The 13,153-nt window shown below is 52.4% G+C and carries 11 protein-coding genes, 1 pseudogene and 1 riboswitch; of the genes and pseudogenes, 8 read left to right on the forward strand and 4 right to left on the reverse strand.

Annotated elements, in window-relative coordinates:
• Nucleotides 1–104 precede the first annotated feature (104 nt).
• Both QMO62_RS23320 and dnaI read left to right on the forward strand, forming a co-directional pair.
• A complete protein-coding gene (locus QMO62_RS23320) occupies nucleotides 105–1,601 on the forward strand; it encodes a replication initiation and membrane attachment family protein (protein ID WP_284645016.1) in 1,497 nt (498 codons plus the stop codon).
• An 18-nt stretch (nucleotides 1,602–1,619) separates the two neighbouring features.
• Nucleotides 1,620–2,576, forward strand: coding sequence for a primosomal protein DnaI (gene dnaI, locus QMO62_RS23325; protein ID WP_284645017.1), 957 nt, complete (start codon nucleotides 1,620–1,622; stop codon nucleotides 2,574–2,576).
• 59 nt (nucleotides 2,577–2,635) lie between these two features.
• On the opposite strand, the pseudogene QMO62_RS23330 reads toward dnaI, so the two are convergent.
• Together QMO62_RS23330 and QMO62_RS23335 are read right to left on the reverse strand one after the other, a co-directional pair.
• Nucleotides 2,636–3,145, reverse strand: a pseudogene (locus tag QMO62_RS23330) (Uma2 family endonuclease).
• 106 nt (nucleotides 3,146–3,251) lie between these two features.
• Nucleotides 3,252–3,389 carry a YqzM family protein gene (locus tag QMO62_RS23335; RefSeq protein WP_284644677.1) on the reverse strand — a complete coding sequence of 46 codons (138 nt, stop codon included), beginning with the start codon at nucleotides 3,387–3,389 and terminating at the stop codon, nucleotides 3,252–3,254.
• Between the two features lie 261 nt (nucleotides 3,390–3,650).
• Between QMO62_RS23335 and trxA the strand changes: the two genes are divergently transcribed.
• Together trxA and uvrC are read left to right on the forward strand one after the other, a co-directional pair.
• Complete coding sequence (gene trxA / locus QMO62_RS23340; RefSeq protein WP_284644678.1) at nucleotides 3,651–3,968, forward strand: thioredoxin; 318 nt, start codon at nucleotides 3,651–3,653, stop codon at nucleotides 3,966–3,968.
• 101 nt (nucleotides 3,969–4,069) lie between these two features.
• A complete protein-coding gene (uvrC, locus tag QMO62_RS23345) occupies nucleotides 4,070–6,034 on the forward strand; it encodes an excinuclease ABC subunit UvrC (RefSeq protein ID WP_284644679.1) in 1,965 nt (654 codons plus the stop codon).
• Here the strand turns inward: uvrC and QMO62_RS23350 are convergent.
• On the reverse strand, nucleotides 5,949–7,592 hold the full coding sequence (locus tag QMO62_RS23350) for a CPBP family intramembrane glutamic endopeptidase (protein ID WP_284644680.1): 1,644 nt from the start codon (nucleotides 7,590–7,592) through the stop codon (nucleotides 5,949–5,951). The genes uvrC and QMO62_RS23350 overlap by 86 nt on opposite strands.
• 283 nt (nucleotides 7,593–7,875) lie before the next feature.
• Nucleotides 7,876–8,015: riboswitch (cyclic di-AMP (ydaO/yuaA leader) on the forward strand.
• A 69-nt stretch (nucleotides 8,016–8,084) separates the two neighbouring features.
• On the opposite strand from QMO62_RS23350, the gene QMO62_RS23355 reads away from it, so the two are divergent.
• From QMO62_RS23355 to QMO62_RS23365, 3 genes are read left to right on the forward strand one after another with little or no spacing between them, the layout of a single operon-like run.
• The gene (locus QMO62_RS23355; RefSeq protein ID WP_284644681.1) at nucleotides 8,085–9,437 is read left to right on the forward strand and encodes a TrkH family potassium uptake protein; all 1,353 of its coding nucleotides are present in this window, start codon (nucleotides 8,085–8,087) and stop codon (nucleotides 9,435–9,437) included.
• A 14-nt stretch (nucleotides 9,438–9,451) separates the two neighbouring features.
• A complete protein-coding gene (locus QMO62_RS23360; protein ID WP_284644682.1) occupies nucleotides 9,452–10,114 on the forward strand; it encodes a potassium channel family protein in 663 nt (220 codons plus the stop codon).
• 4 nt (nucleotides 10,115–10,118) lie between these two features.
• Complete coding sequence (locus QMO62_RS23365; RefSeq protein ID WP_284644683.1) at nucleotides 10,119–11,339, forward strand: cation:proton antiporter; 1,221 nt, start codon at nucleotides 10,119–10,121, stop codon at nucleotides 11,337–11,339.
• Nucleotides 11,340–11,345: 6 nt separating this feature from the next.
• On the opposite strand, the gene QMO62_RS23370 is transcribed toward QMO62_RS23365, so the two are convergent.
• A complete protein-coding gene (locus tag QMO62_RS23370; RefSeq protein WP_284644684.1) occupies nucleotides 11,346–12,236 on the reverse strand; it encodes a LysR family transcriptional regulator in 891 nt (296 codons plus the stop codon).
• Nucleotides 12,237–12,496: 260 nt separating this feature from the next.
• On the opposite strand from QMO62_RS23370, the gene QMO62_RS23375 reads away from it, so the two are divergent.
• Nucleotides 12,497–13,153 carry a succinate dehydrogenase cytochrome b558 subunit gene (locus QMO62_RS23375; RefSeq protein ID WP_284644685.1) on the forward strand — a complete coding sequence of 219 codons (657 nt, stop codon included), beginning with the start codon at nucleotides 12,497–12,499 and terminating at the stop codon, nucleotides 13,151–13,153.

The raw sequence follows: 13,153 nt of genomic DNA on the forward strand, positions 1-13,153 counted from the left end.
CTACGGAAAAGGGGATTTTTTCATTCTAATTTCATAGACCCTGATGTCGATATGTGTGGTAAAATGGAGAGTAAGACTTGAAACAACGGATGGAGCTTGAGCGAATGCGAATTACGAATTTGCTGCACTTTTCAGAGTATCATCGCTTTTATGTGGTTCGCGATTTTGCCCTGAGCAGCCTGGATTACAAGATGCTGTCCAGTGTGTATCAGCCAATGATCGGCGCGTACGCCGTCAGCATCTATCATACGTTATTTCATCAGCTTCCCGCTGATAAGTCGGGGTACTCTCCGGTCGAACAGCAGCGCAAGCTGTTCCTTGCCTTGGAGCTCGAATCCGGGGAGCGGGGTCGGAAGTTTTTTATTGAACAGACCTCCAAGCTGGAGGCTGTCGGCCTGCTCAAAACATCGCGCCGGTTCGCCGAAGCGTCGGAAGATTACGTATATGAATATACGCTGCTGCAGCCGCAAACGCCGGGAGAATTTTTTAAGAACCAGCATCTGACACTGCTGCTGCGGGACAAGGTCGGCAAATACATGGTGTTCGCCCTGCGGGACGAGCTTGTGCTTGGCGCCTCCGAGGAGCTGGCCGAAGCGAACAGCGAGAATTTGTCGGTGCCGTTCTATGAGCTGTTCACGCTGAACAGCCAGGTGGTCGATTTCGAGCTGGAGCAAGCCTTCTTCGAGTCCGCTGCCGCCGTACCGACCGAAAGCAAGCCTGAGGTTACATATAAAGGCTACCAGTATGCGGAGATCATATCCCATTTTCCAAGAAGCTCGATGAACCGGGATTTTGTTGAGAACCTGAAATATGAGCCTGAGCATATGGCACAGATTAATTTTGTCGCCAAAAAGTTCAATTTGTATTTGACCGATGTATGCAAGCTGTTGGATGAAGAGGGGGTGTTCAGCCCCGAAGGCGGCGTAGATATGGATCTGCTGCAGCATAAGGCGAGCATGATCTTCCGTCAGGACCGCAAGCGCAGTGAAGAGCGTACGAAGCTGATCGGCAAGCTGTCGGAGACGGCGGAGGCTCCGGCCAAAGCCAAGGAACAGCCGGTGGAGATGGAATTTTATCTCGAGGTGCCGGATATTTTCCAAGGACAGTGTACGCAGCACCAGTACAATTTTATTTTGCGCAATGAGCCTTACCGGACCTTGTTAGAGATGATTTTCTCCAAGGGAGCAATTCCGTCGGGGCTGCTGGATACATTGAATGTGATGAACCTGGAATACGGCTTGCCGGATGCGGTTCTGAATGTGCTGATTCATTTCTTCTATGTGAACAAAAGGTCATGGGCCAGATCCTCGATCGAGTACAGCGTTACGGATATGCTGGCCAAGCAGGTAGGAAGCTTCGAGCAAGCGGTCGAATATATACGTGAGCAGGTGAAGTACCAGGAGCGGAAGAACAGCAAAGCCGCGTCGGGCGGCGGTACCGGCTCCGGCACCGGAGGAAAAGCAGGATACGGCAGCCGCAATCGCGGCACGAGACAGAAGCCGGTGCTTCCGGTAGTGGAGGACGCTCCCGGCAAGAAGCTGTCGGAGGCGGAACGGGAAGAGCTGCTCCGAATGGCGCGACTGCTCGATGAGAGGAAGTAGGAAAGCGAGGGACGGATGATGGAGTCGCTTGGGGAATTGTTAAAAGGAGGCCAAGGCCGCGCCTTATTGAAGCAGGCGGAGGAGAAGCTTCGCCTCGTTGCGGAGGACCCGCTGATCGTGAAGCTTCGCACGAAGTATCCGCAGCTGGATGCGGCCACGATGAAGCTGAATTTAAACAAGCTTCACCAATATACCGTGGAATACAAGAACTGCTCGAATTGCCCGGGCCTAGAGCAGTGCCCGAATGATATGGAAGGGCATTACACGATGATCACCGTAGAAACGGCTGATGACCGTACGCGTGTCTACGATCAGAAGGTAGCCTGCAAGAAGTTTACAGCCAAGCAGTCGCAGGATGCGGTACGGAGCCGAATTCGCAGCTTTTATGTGGACGAGCGAGCTCTTTCGCAGGGCTACTCCCCTCTGGAGATTGTCGATAAGGACGAGGAGCGGGAGGACGCCGTTCATCAGGTGCTTCGCTATATTATGAATACGAAGGAGCAAGGCTTGCAGAAGCACGGGATGTACCTTGCGGGGTACTTCGGTACCGGCAAGACGTTCCTCATGTGTTACATGCTGCACGAGCTGGCGAAGGATGGCTTTACGGGAGCGATTGTGTATATGCCCGATTTCGCCGAGGATCTGAAATCGATGTTCGACGATCCGCAGCGGCTCAAGGAAACGATCGAGATGCTGAAGGAGACGGACCTGCTCGTCTTCGACGATATTGGGGCGGAGAATTTAAACCCATGGCTGCGCGATCATGTCATGGGCTCGATCCTGAATTATCGGATGAACCGGAAGCCGACGTTCTTCACCTCGAATCACGATCTCGATGCGCTGGAGAAGCATTTCAGCTTTACGAGCAAGGACGGCGACGAGGAGTATAAGGGGCGCCGGATTATGGACCGCATTCGGCCGTTCGTGGAGCCGGTGCATGTGAAAGGCTATAACAAGCGGGGGAGCCGCGGCTAACTACAGGAAAGCCCAGACTGACTGAGCAGGAACTCAGCGTCTGGGCTTATTTTTAGATGTTATTCGAATATATCCTCATGAAGCAGCTCGATTCCATGGAGCAGCCGGGACTGTTCTACCTTTTCGTAGTGTGAGCCATTATGGTGATAAATTTCAATGGTCTCATCCCACGGAGAAACAATCCAGTATTCTCTCACTTTTTAGTGCTCGTATAACCGGTACTTCTCGACACGGTTTCTGTGAACGTTGATTTTGCCGGGGGATAGGATTTCGACAAGCAAATCGGGTGCACCATAGATGCCTTTGAACTGTACCATATCGAGTCGGTCTTCGGCGACAAAAGTTAAATCGGCTAGGCGGAAGTCTTTACGGGCAACGTCACCGTGAAGATAGATGGGGACTTCTGCATCATACACTTTACCAAGTTTATTGTTTTTTACAAAAGTTCTTACAATCGTACTTAGATTAATTTTTACATATCCACGATCTGTATTACTGGGTGTCATCATCAATTTTTCTCCACCCCAAATCTCATATCGGTCATCCGATTCTAACGGATACAAGGACATCGTATCACCACCTTGCTACTTATTTTACCATAGGATGTCTCTTGAAGCATTAAAAAAGCCCCCCTCGCGTCAGTCGCAAGAGAGGCTCTTAGAGAGCTGAAGGATATTAGCGGGTCATGATCTGAACCACAGTAGCCGCAACAGCGATCAGCAGCAGAACGCCGAAGAATACGCCGAAGCCCAAGGCTGTATCGATAAAGTCGTTGCTTGGCTCTTCAATGATATGCTGTCTTGGATCGTTCATGGTAAGTCCCCCTTCAATAGGATTGCGCTGCCGGACGGCTGCGCAAGCATCGTACGTGAAACTGCATATTTATGCTTAGTATACCCAACTTTTTAAATTAGGTAAAGGATGCGAAAGTGACAATTATGCAAACGTTTTGGCGGAAACGGGGGAGTGTTCCTGCATTACCAGCATTCCGCCACCGGCTGGCGCGGTTGAAAATAGGTCTTAATGTGGTATACTTTACATGTTGACATTTTCGCTTGAAGGGAGTTTTATGCAATGGCAATTGTAAATGTTACTGATCAATCGTTCACCGGCGAAGTGGAAGGCTCCGGTACGGTTCTTGTTGATTTTTGGGCTCCTTGGTGCGGACCTTGCAAAATGATCGCTCCGGTGCTCGAAGAGCTCGATAAAGAAATCGGCGACAGCGTAAAGATCGCCAAGGTGAACGTGGATGACAATCCGGAGTCCGCTTCCCGTTTCGGCGTGATGAGTATCCCTACGCTGATCGTGTTCAAGGATGGCCAGCCGGTTGACAAGGTAGTAGGCTTCCAATCCAAGGACGCACTGAAGAACGTCATTAGCCGTCACCAATAATTTGGCAGCCGCCGAAACGGATGAGAAAAAGCTCTTTTTCTGGTATTCTGGAAAAAGAGCTTTTTATTTTTACAGGGATGTTGGAGAGGAGTGCTGGAGGAATGTCTCTGAACGGTGGGGAAGACCGGCAGAAGACGATGGAGGCCATTAGGCACAAGCTGGCGCTGCTTCCGGAAAAGCCGGGCTGCTATCTGATGAAGAACCGGGAGGGCACGATCATCTACGTCGGCAAGGCGAAGGTGCTGCGCAACCGGGTGCGGTCGTATTTTACCGGAAGCCATAGCGCAAAGACGCAGGTGCTGGTGGGCGAAATCGTCGACTTTGAATATATCGTAACAGGCAGCAACATAGAGGCGCTCATTCTGGAGTGCAACCTGATCAAGAAGTATCATCCGCGTTATAATGTCCTGCTGAAGGACGACAAGTCGTTCCCTTATATCAAAATCACGCATGAAACGCACCCGAGACTGGAGGTGACGCGGAGAGTGCTGAAGGACAAGGCGAAATACTTCGGACCGTATCCGAATGCCTTCGCCGCCCAGCAAACGAAAAAGCTGCTGGACCGGCTCTATCCGCTTCGCAAATGCAACACGCTGCCGGACAAGGTGTGCCTTTACTATCATATCGGGCAATGCATCGCCCCTTGCGAGTATGAGGTCGACCAAGCTACCTACGACAAGATGGTGGGGGAGATTGCGCGTTTCTTAAACGGGGGTCATGACGAGATTAAGCAGGATCTGACGCGCAAAATGAACGAGGCCGCGGAGGAGCTGAATTTCGAGCGGGCGAAAGAACTGCGCGATCACATTATCCACATCGACGCGGTGATGGAGAAGCAGAAGATTACGACAACCGATTCGGTGGACCGCGATATTTTCGGCTTCTCGGTCAGCAAGGGCTGGATGTGCGTGCAGATCATGTACATGCGCCAAGGCAAAATGATCGAGCGGCGTGCGACGCTTTTTCCGTATTACGGCGAGGCGTACGAGGATTTCATGTCGTTCGTAACGCAGTATTACAGCGAGAATCCGGCCCTCCCAAGGGAAATCTTCCTCCCGTCGGAAGAGGCGGAGGAAGGTGATGCTGACGCTGCCAGCGCTGCTCCCGATACGGCTGCAGCGGCGGAAGAGGAAGCATCCGATCCGGCTCAAGAGCCGAAGACGGATGTGAAGGAGGCGCTGGAGAGCTGGCTGAAGGTCAAGGTGCACGTTCCCCAGCGCGGACTGAAACGCAAAATGGTCGCCATGGCCTGCGAGAACGCCAAGGTTGCGCTCGACGAAAAATTCCGCTTAGCGGAGCGGGATGAGTCCCGGACGACGAAGGCCGTTGAGAATTTGGGCGAGTGGCTTGGCATCGGCAAGGTGCATCGGATCGAGGCGTTCGACAACTCCAACATCCAAGGGTCGGATCCGGTTTCCGCCATGGTCGTCTTCACGGACGGCAAGCCGGACCGCAAAGAATACCGCAAGTACAAAATCCGTACGGTCCAAGGGCCGGACGATTACGAGACGATGCGGGAGGTCGTGCGCAGACGATACGAGCGCGTGCTGAAGGATAACCTGCAAATGCCCGATCTGATCGTCATCGACGGCGGGCGCGGGCAGATGTCAGCCGCCATCGACGTGCTGGAGAACGAGCTCGGGCTGTATATCCCCGTCTGCGGCCTGGTCAAGGACGTGAAGCATAAGACGGCGCAGCTGCTCATCGGCGATCCGGCGGAGGTCGTGCCGCTGCCACGCGACAGCCAGGAGTTCTACCTCCTTCAGCGGATCCAGGAGGAGGTACACCGCTTCGCGATCACCTTCCACCGAGAGACGCGGGCGAAGTCGATGATCGTGTCCCAGCTGGACGCGATTCCCGGCATCGGGGAGAAGCGGCGCAAGGCGCTGCTGAAGCATTTTGGCTCGCTGAAGAAAATCAAAGAGGCCGAAGTCGGCGACTTCAAGCCTCTAGGCATTGGAGAAAAGCTGGCAGTGCAAATTATACAGGCGCTAAACGGTCAGAATCCGGATCCGGGTTCCGAAGAGGAGCAGCCGGGTTCCCTGGAGCAGGGGGCCGACGCTTAAAGCGCCGGTGAAGCCAAGAGAGCAGCCAGCCTACGAGTGCAGGAACAAGCAAGTAGGCTGCGCCTGCCAGCACTTGGGACGGCTGGCCCATGTACATAAGCGATAAGCCCATCAGGATGCTGTCCATCGCAGCATGCGCGAACATGGCGGTAAGGAAGCCGTATTTCAGGAACATATAACCGAAAATAAGACCGATAATCGTCACTTCAACGAAACGGGTATAGACCGGATAAATCGGATACTGCGTATGGCTCATCGCCCAAATCATGCTGGGGATCAAGACGGCAAGGAATTTGCTTCGCGTGAGCTTCCAGAACAGAGCGATGCCGAACAAACGATAGACTGCCTCCTCCGATATCGCCGCCGCCCATGCCATCAGCGGAAACAAAGCCGGATATGTCATGTTAAAGACGGAGTCGGCAGGGTCGCTGACGGCCCACACATCGAAGCCCTCCATAGCCACGAAGAACAACACCTGCTGTACGCCCAAGATGAAAAGACAAATCAGATAGCCGCGAACCATGGCTGTGTGAACATGGCCCCCAAACTCCGCATCCCGCCAGGTCGGCCAAGGGTTCCAGCCCTTCCGAACCCATAAGCGGTGGCCGGCAACGAAGGCGAAATAAGCCGACAGCGCGACAAGCACAACGAAAATATTGATAATCCACAGATAAAAGCCGATTCCGTCGCCCGAAGGGGCGGCTCCGTGCTGTGAGCGCACGGCCGGGATCATGTTGAAGTTGTTCATGATGTAGATGGCTGCAAAAGCAATCGACATGATCAGTCCGCGTGATAAAGTGATTTCGCGCCGATATTTTATGATCACAATCAAGGAAGCCAGCGTCATCAGACTGGATACTCCCATGCTGATCCAGGTCATCCATCCGGATTGCCGGTCCTGCGCTTCCTGCCAGGAGATGAACGTATCCGGTACGGCAAAGCCCGGCTTAAAGTGCGATACGAGCTCTCCGGAGGCCTTCACGGCAATACGGAACGGTGCTTCTCCGATCCGCCATTGCTTGTGCTCGTACACCAGCTCCCCGGAGGCAGCGGGCTTGCCATCCTTCAGCGTGAAATCACTAAATACATACCCCTGTTCCGCAAATGTCGAACCGATGAATTGGTCGGAGGGGGCTGCAGCGGCGCTGACCGTTTTGCTTTTAGAAGAAGCGGTCCTTACGGTTTGCCATGCCAGTACATTCCCCTTGTGATAATCCACATCCACAAAGTAGGTAGTGCCCGTTGCCTGCTCCCCGATTTCCACCTCGTAATAATCAATCGGAAGGCGGTCCCCGAACTGCTTCTCATACGCTTCCGTCAGCTTTTCCCTCTGCAAATAACCGCTTCTTACCGTGTGAGACTGATAATAAGTAGACGTGTCGTATGGCTCCATCAAGGACAGCATTTTCTTAGCGAAGGCAGCTGCTGCTTCCGTCGCCTGCTGCTTGCTTAGGGTGGGAGCCTGCGGCTGCTCCTCCATCTGCTTGTCCTGTTCCATGAAGGGCGTAAGAAACGTGACTCCTAGATACAATACCATACCAACCACAGCTAACCACAAAAGCGAAGGATCTTGATAACGTTTGGGCATCGGCTTCTCCTTGAAATCGAATGATTTATAATGAATTCCCCTGCATGCGCTACTAAACATCTTATTCTCTTAAGGTAGCATACATTCATCTTGGAAATCCAATGATTGACGGAGCAAAGGGGCGGTAAAAGCGTGTAAAGCTGGCGTATGCCCCTGCTGGGTCGACACAAAGCGCCAAGTTCCCCGAATATGCCGAATAATCGCTGCAAAATGGGGTTTGTATTCCGACAGGCAGAGGATTATAATTCAAATCAATTGCATAGAGCCGAATTTCCTAGGGAAAACGGGGGAACCATGATATTAGGGGTGAATTCAGTCTGCGGCCGCATACTGAACGGGTGCCTGTACATCCGAATCCGACAGCTAACCTCGTAGGCTTGCGTGTTACAGGAACCAATACAAACGGCATTGGACTTCCAGTGTCTTTTTTGTTGTTCAAAAAACGGACGGAAGGTGCAGCATTTGGAACGATTGAAGAAAAAATTGGAGCTGACGCCGCCGCGAATTCTCGTGCTGGGCTTTGCTGCGATTATTGTGACGGGGGCGATTCTGCTCACTCTGCCTATTGCTTCGGCAACGGGCAAGCCGCTGTCTTTCCTGAACGCGTTGTTCACGGCCACCTCGGCCACCTGTGTAACCGGTCTTGTGGTGGTGGACACCGGGACTTCGTTTACCATCTTTGGCAAAATCGTTATTCTTGCATTGATTCAAGTAGGCGGCTTGGGCTTTATGACGATGTCTACCTTGTTTGCCTTCGCTCTTCGCAAACGCATTTCGCTGAAGGAGCGGTTGATTCTGCAGGAGGCGATGAATCAAGGCAGTATGGAAGGAATCGTCCGTTTAATCCGTAAGGTGCTGTATTACTCTCTGACGATTGAGTTTATCGGAGCCGTATTGTTCGCCATCCGGTTTTCTATGGATATGGAGCCGGGGCAAGCGATCTGGTTTGGAATTTTTCACGGGATTTCCTTCTTTAATAATGCGGGGTTTGATATTTTCGGGCCGATCACAGGTCCTTTCTCGAGCTTTACAAGCTACGTCGACGACTGGTTGGTCAACCTTGTCTCTTGCGCTCTGATCGTGCTTGGTGGTCTCGGGTTCGTGGTTTTATCGGACCTGCTGGATTACCGCAAGCTGAAAAAGCTGTCACTTCATTCAAAGGTAGTTCTAAGCATGTCCGCTTTTCTCATAGGATTAGGAGCGGTTGTTATCTTCCTGTTTGAGTTCACGAATACGAAAACGCTAGGGTCCCTGGATTTATCCGGTAAAATCCTTAGCTCCTTGTTCCAGTCGGTGGCCCCTCGAACGGCGGGACCGAACACGGTCGATCTTGCGGGGCTTCGGCAGGCCACTCAATTTTTTATCATCATCCTGATGTTCATCGGTGCTTCCCCGGGCTCAACGGGGGGCGGGATCAAAACGACGACCTTTACGATTCTGATTGGGGCCGTGATTGCGATGATTCGAGGCAAAGAGGACATCGTGATGTTTCGCCACCGTCTGGGTAAGGACCGGATCCTGAAGGCAATCACGCTGACCTTGTTTGCCTTATTCCTGGTCGTTTTCGCGTCGATGCTGTTGTCTACCACAGAGGATCACCATTTCCTGATGATTTTATTTGAAGTGACGTCCGCCTTCGCTACCGTAGGCTTGACGATGGGCCTCACACCGGATTTGACCGATTTCGGCAAGGTGATGATTTGCCTCATGATGTTTATCGGCCGTCTCGGCCCGCTGACGCTCGCTTATGCGCTTGGCCCGAAGACGGAAAAAGAGCTATATAGATACCCGGAAGGGAAAATTACCATCGGATAGGGGAACAACCGCAAATGAAGAGAAGTCAATACGCTGTCATCGGACTGGGCCGTTTCGGCTCCAGCATCGCCAAGGAATTGGTGAAGCTTGGGTTCGAGGTGCTTGGGATCGACAAGGACGAGGAATCCGTCGATGAAATGAGCGATGTGCTGACGCACGTCGTCGTCGCCGACGCTACGGATGAGGATGTGCTGCGCTCTTTGGGCATCCGCAATTTTGATTGTGTGGTCGTGGCCATCGGGGACGATATTCAGGCAAGTATTCTCGCCGCCATTCTATTGAAGGATATCGGCGTGAAGAAGGTCGTGGCCAAGGCGCTGTCCGACCTGCACGGCAAGGTGCTGGAGAAGCTCGGTGTGGACAGAGTGATTTTCCCCGAGCGGGATATGGGCATTCGCGTTGCGCACCAGCTGTCTTCGCCGAACCTGCTCGATTTCATTGAGCTGTCGAAGGATTACACCATTGTGGAGCTGTCCGTGCCGAAGCGTCTGTGCGGCTACTCGCTGAAGGATTTGGATCCGCGAGCGAAGTACGGCTGCAGTGTTGTTGCCATTAATAAGAAGCAGGGCGTTATCATTGCGCCTGCCGCTACGGACACGGTAGAAGAAAACGACGTTATGGTCATTATCGGAACGAATCAGCAAATCGAGACGTTCGAGGAGGAAGTGATCGGGTAGCGGAATGGAAAATCAACTGCTGATCCATCATGTGCTGTTCCTGCTGATTTTCATATTGGGTATAGGGATGGTTTCCGGTCGATTGGCCGCATTGCTGAGATTGCCGGATGTAGCTCTATTCCTGATTGCGGGAATGATTGTAGGACAAGGATTGCATCTCATTCATGAAGCAAGCAGCTCGTTTACGAACCAGTTCATTTTGACAGTCGGTTCGGCTTTGATTCTGTTCGACGGCGGGCGCAACATCCGCTTTAAGGGATTGCGCAAGGTGTGGGTAACGATTACGCTGCTCAGTATTCCGGGCGTATTAATCACCTGTGCGGTGGTAGCGTTTGCCGCGCATTATTTGCTGGATTTGCCCTTTTCTTATGCAGTGCTCTTAGGAGCGATTATCTCCTCGACAGACCCGGCAACGCTCATCCCGGTCTTTAAGCAGGTGAAGATCCGAACCAAGGTACGGGAAACCGTGGAAAGCGAATCCGCCTTCAACGATGCGACCGGTTCGATCTTGACGTTCACGGTGCTGGCGATGATCACCAGCGGGCAAGAGGTGTCGCTGCTCTCCAGTGTCGAGAGGTTCGGCATGACTGCGCTAGGCGGAATTGGCGTAGGCATCTTGGTGGGACTGGCGCTTGCTTTTATTACAGGGCACATGAAGCTGGGCTGGCTGCGTGATTATGCCACGATTGCTTTGGTGGTCACCGCGCTGGGCACGTATTGGCTGGGCGAATCGCTGCAGGTCAGCGGCTTCATGGCTACCTTCGTAGCCGGCTTGATCTGGGGGAATGCCCCGTCCTTCGGGCTTGATCTGAACGACAAGCTGAAGGAAATGGAGCATTTTACGGAAAATATGACCGTGCTTATGCGGATGTTGATCTTTATTTTGCTCGGAAGCCAGGTGAATTTGGAAATCATTCTTCTTTATTTAGGGCCAAGCTTGCTTGTTATTGCGATCTTCATGCTGGTTGCGCGTCCGCTGACCGTGCTCGCGTGCACCTTGCCCGATTCCAGGGCGGACTGGAAACCGAATGAAATTGCATTCATGTTCTGGGTCCGGGAAACCGGAGTCATTCCGGCTGCGCTTTGCGGGATGGTGGCAGGCATGGGGGTAAAATACGCGGACATCATCTCCTCTGTCACCTTCATGGCGGTGCTGCTGACGATTATCGTGCAGGCGGGAACCACCGGTCTGGTTGCCAAGTGGCTCCGCTTGGAGGAAAGATAGACGGTTTTATACGTGAAAATGACGCACAGTCTGATCGATGAAGCGTTTGATCGACGGCTCTAAGGCGGCCTCTTCTGTAAACAGCAGGGAGGTCGTTCTTTTCGTTTGCTCGAGCGCAGGAATATGCCGGATGATGAGCTCGTTATCTTGAATGAGGTTCCGCCGCAAATACGATTCCGGCAGCAAAGTAGCCGTCTTGCAGGTCGATACAAGCCGGATGATCGCCTCGAAGGAGTCGATCTCCATCTTTACATCGGGATGGATGCCGTATCGTTGGAACAGATCGTCCATGAGGATCCGGTACCAGGTGCCGCGGGAAAACAAGATCATCGGCAGCCGATCGAGGTCCCCCACTTCCCATTCGTGCTTATCGCTGCTCGGATGATCCTCCGGGAGCACGAGGCACAAATGATCGTCGAACAGGGGGAGACAGGTGAGGCCGGCATGCTCGATCCGTGAGGCGACCAGGCCGATGTCTACCTTGCGCTCCTTGACCAGCGGAACGATCTCGTGGGTTTTGCCGGTAATGGCCTTAATGTCTGTATTCGGGTATTCTCGGGTATAAATAGTAATTAGGTCCGGCAGCGTCGATTGAAGCGTAGTCAGACTTGCGCCGATCGTCAGGGATTGCGGCTTCTCACCGGACCGGAAGGCTTTCAGCTCTTTATGCAGCTTACGCTCCCGCTGCTGCTGCTCCTGAGCATATTCATAGCAGATCTGTCCGGCTCTTGTAAGCTCCAGCCGTTTGCCTTTTCGGAGAAACAGCTCGACGCCGAGCTCCTCTTCCAGACGCATGATTTTGCGGGAAAGTGCAGGCTGTGAGATATTTAACAGCTGAGAGGCACGATTGAGGCTTTGCTGTTCCACAACGACGGCGAAAATATCAAGGTTCTCCATGGGCAGCTCCTTGCATATGCATAATCCGAATAAGCGATTATAAAAAATCGGCACTTCCATTATAAGCGATAAAGGAGTAGTATGGTAGTTGTCACGCAGTGTTCACATTTTCCAGCGGTGCTTGCATAAAAGATTGTCGATTCATGGAAAATAGGCGTATCGAATTTGGTTGACGCTCCTTGGTAAGCAGGAGTACAATGTTTAATGGTTTTTATGTTTGCAGTGACAAGTTTCACATTTCTAGGGGGGAACGAAGGGTAATGTTTAAGAATTCGTATTATTCTCGCAAGCTGCATTCCCTGCTGGGCGTTATTCCGGTCGGCTTCTTTTTGATCGAGCATTTGCTGACCAACTACAAAGCGCACAGCGGCGGACACGCGGCATTCTTGGATCAGGTCAATTGGCTGCATGAGCTGCCGCTCGTACTGTTCCTTGAGATCTTCGGTATTTGGATACCTTTGGCGTACCATGCGATCTACGGTTTGTACGTTGCTTATACGGCACGCCATAATGTAACGAACTACGGCTATTTCCGCAACCAAATGTTCTTGTGGCAGCGTGTGACGGGCGTCATTACGTTTCTTTTTGTCGCATGGCACTTTTTCCAAACCCGGTTTGCGATTACGCTGGGTCTTCCTCAGGGAGATATCGGCGTACGGATGCATGAAATCGCCACAAACCCGGTCAACTTTGTATTCTATGTCATCGGTGTCGTAGCTGCCGTATTCCACTTCAGCAACGGCATGTGGTCGTTCCTGGTCAGCTGGGGCATCACTGTCGGTCCTCGCGCACAGAAAGTATCGACTTATATTTGGATGGGCGTTTTCGTAGTAATGAGCATTATGTTTATTATGTCTCTGACGGCATTTACAGATCCGGAATTCAGTAAGCTGCCGGCAGCGACAGGAACACATTAA

The organism is Paenibacillus silviterrae (assembly GCF_030167925.1).
GTDB classification, from domain to species: Bacteria; Bacillota; Bacilli; order Paenibacillales; family NBRC-103111; genus Paenibacillus_G; species Paenibacillus_G silviterrae.

What these genes read in the sequence shown, in the direction of transcription:
- uvrC (WP_284644679.1), top strand. Translation starts at nt 4,070, where the DNA reads ATGTCTCTGAACGGTGGGGAAGACCGGCAGAAGACGATGGAGGCCATT.
- QMO62_RS23375 (WP_284644685.1), top strand. Translation starts at nt 12,497, where the DNA reads ATGTTTAAGAATTCGTATTATTCTCGCAAGCTGCATTCCCTGCTGGGC.
- QMO62_RS23365 (WP_284644683.1), top strand. Translation starts at nt 10,119, where the DNA reads ATGGAAAATCAACTGCTGATCCATCATGTGCTGTTCCTGCTGATTTTC.
- QMO62_RS23370 (WP_284644684.1), bottom strand. Translation starts at nt 12,236, where the DNA reads ATGGAGAACCTTGATATTTTCGCCGTCGTTGTGGAACAGCAAAGCCTC.
- dnaI (WP_284645017.1), top strand. Translation starts at nt 1,620, where the DNA reads ATGGAGTCGCTTGGGGAATTGTTAAAAGGAGGCCAAGGCCGCGCCTTA.
- QMO62_RS23335 (WP_284644677.1), bottom strand. Translation starts at nt 3,389, where the DNA reads ATGAACGATCCAAGACAGCATATCATTGAAGAGCCAAGCAACGACTTT.
- QMO62_RS23360 (WP_284644682.1), top strand. Translation starts at nt 9,452, where the DNA reads ATGAAGAGAAGTCAATACGCTGTCATCGGACTGGGCCGTTTCGGCTCC.
- QMO62_RS23320 (WP_284645016.1), top strand. Translation starts at nt 105, where the DNA reads ATGCGAATTACGAATTTGCTGCACTTTTCAGAGTATCATCGCTTTTAT.
- trxA (WP_284644678.1), top strand. Translation starts at nt 3,651, where the DNA reads ATGGCAATTGTAAATGTTACTGATCAATCGTTCACCGGCGAAGTGGAA.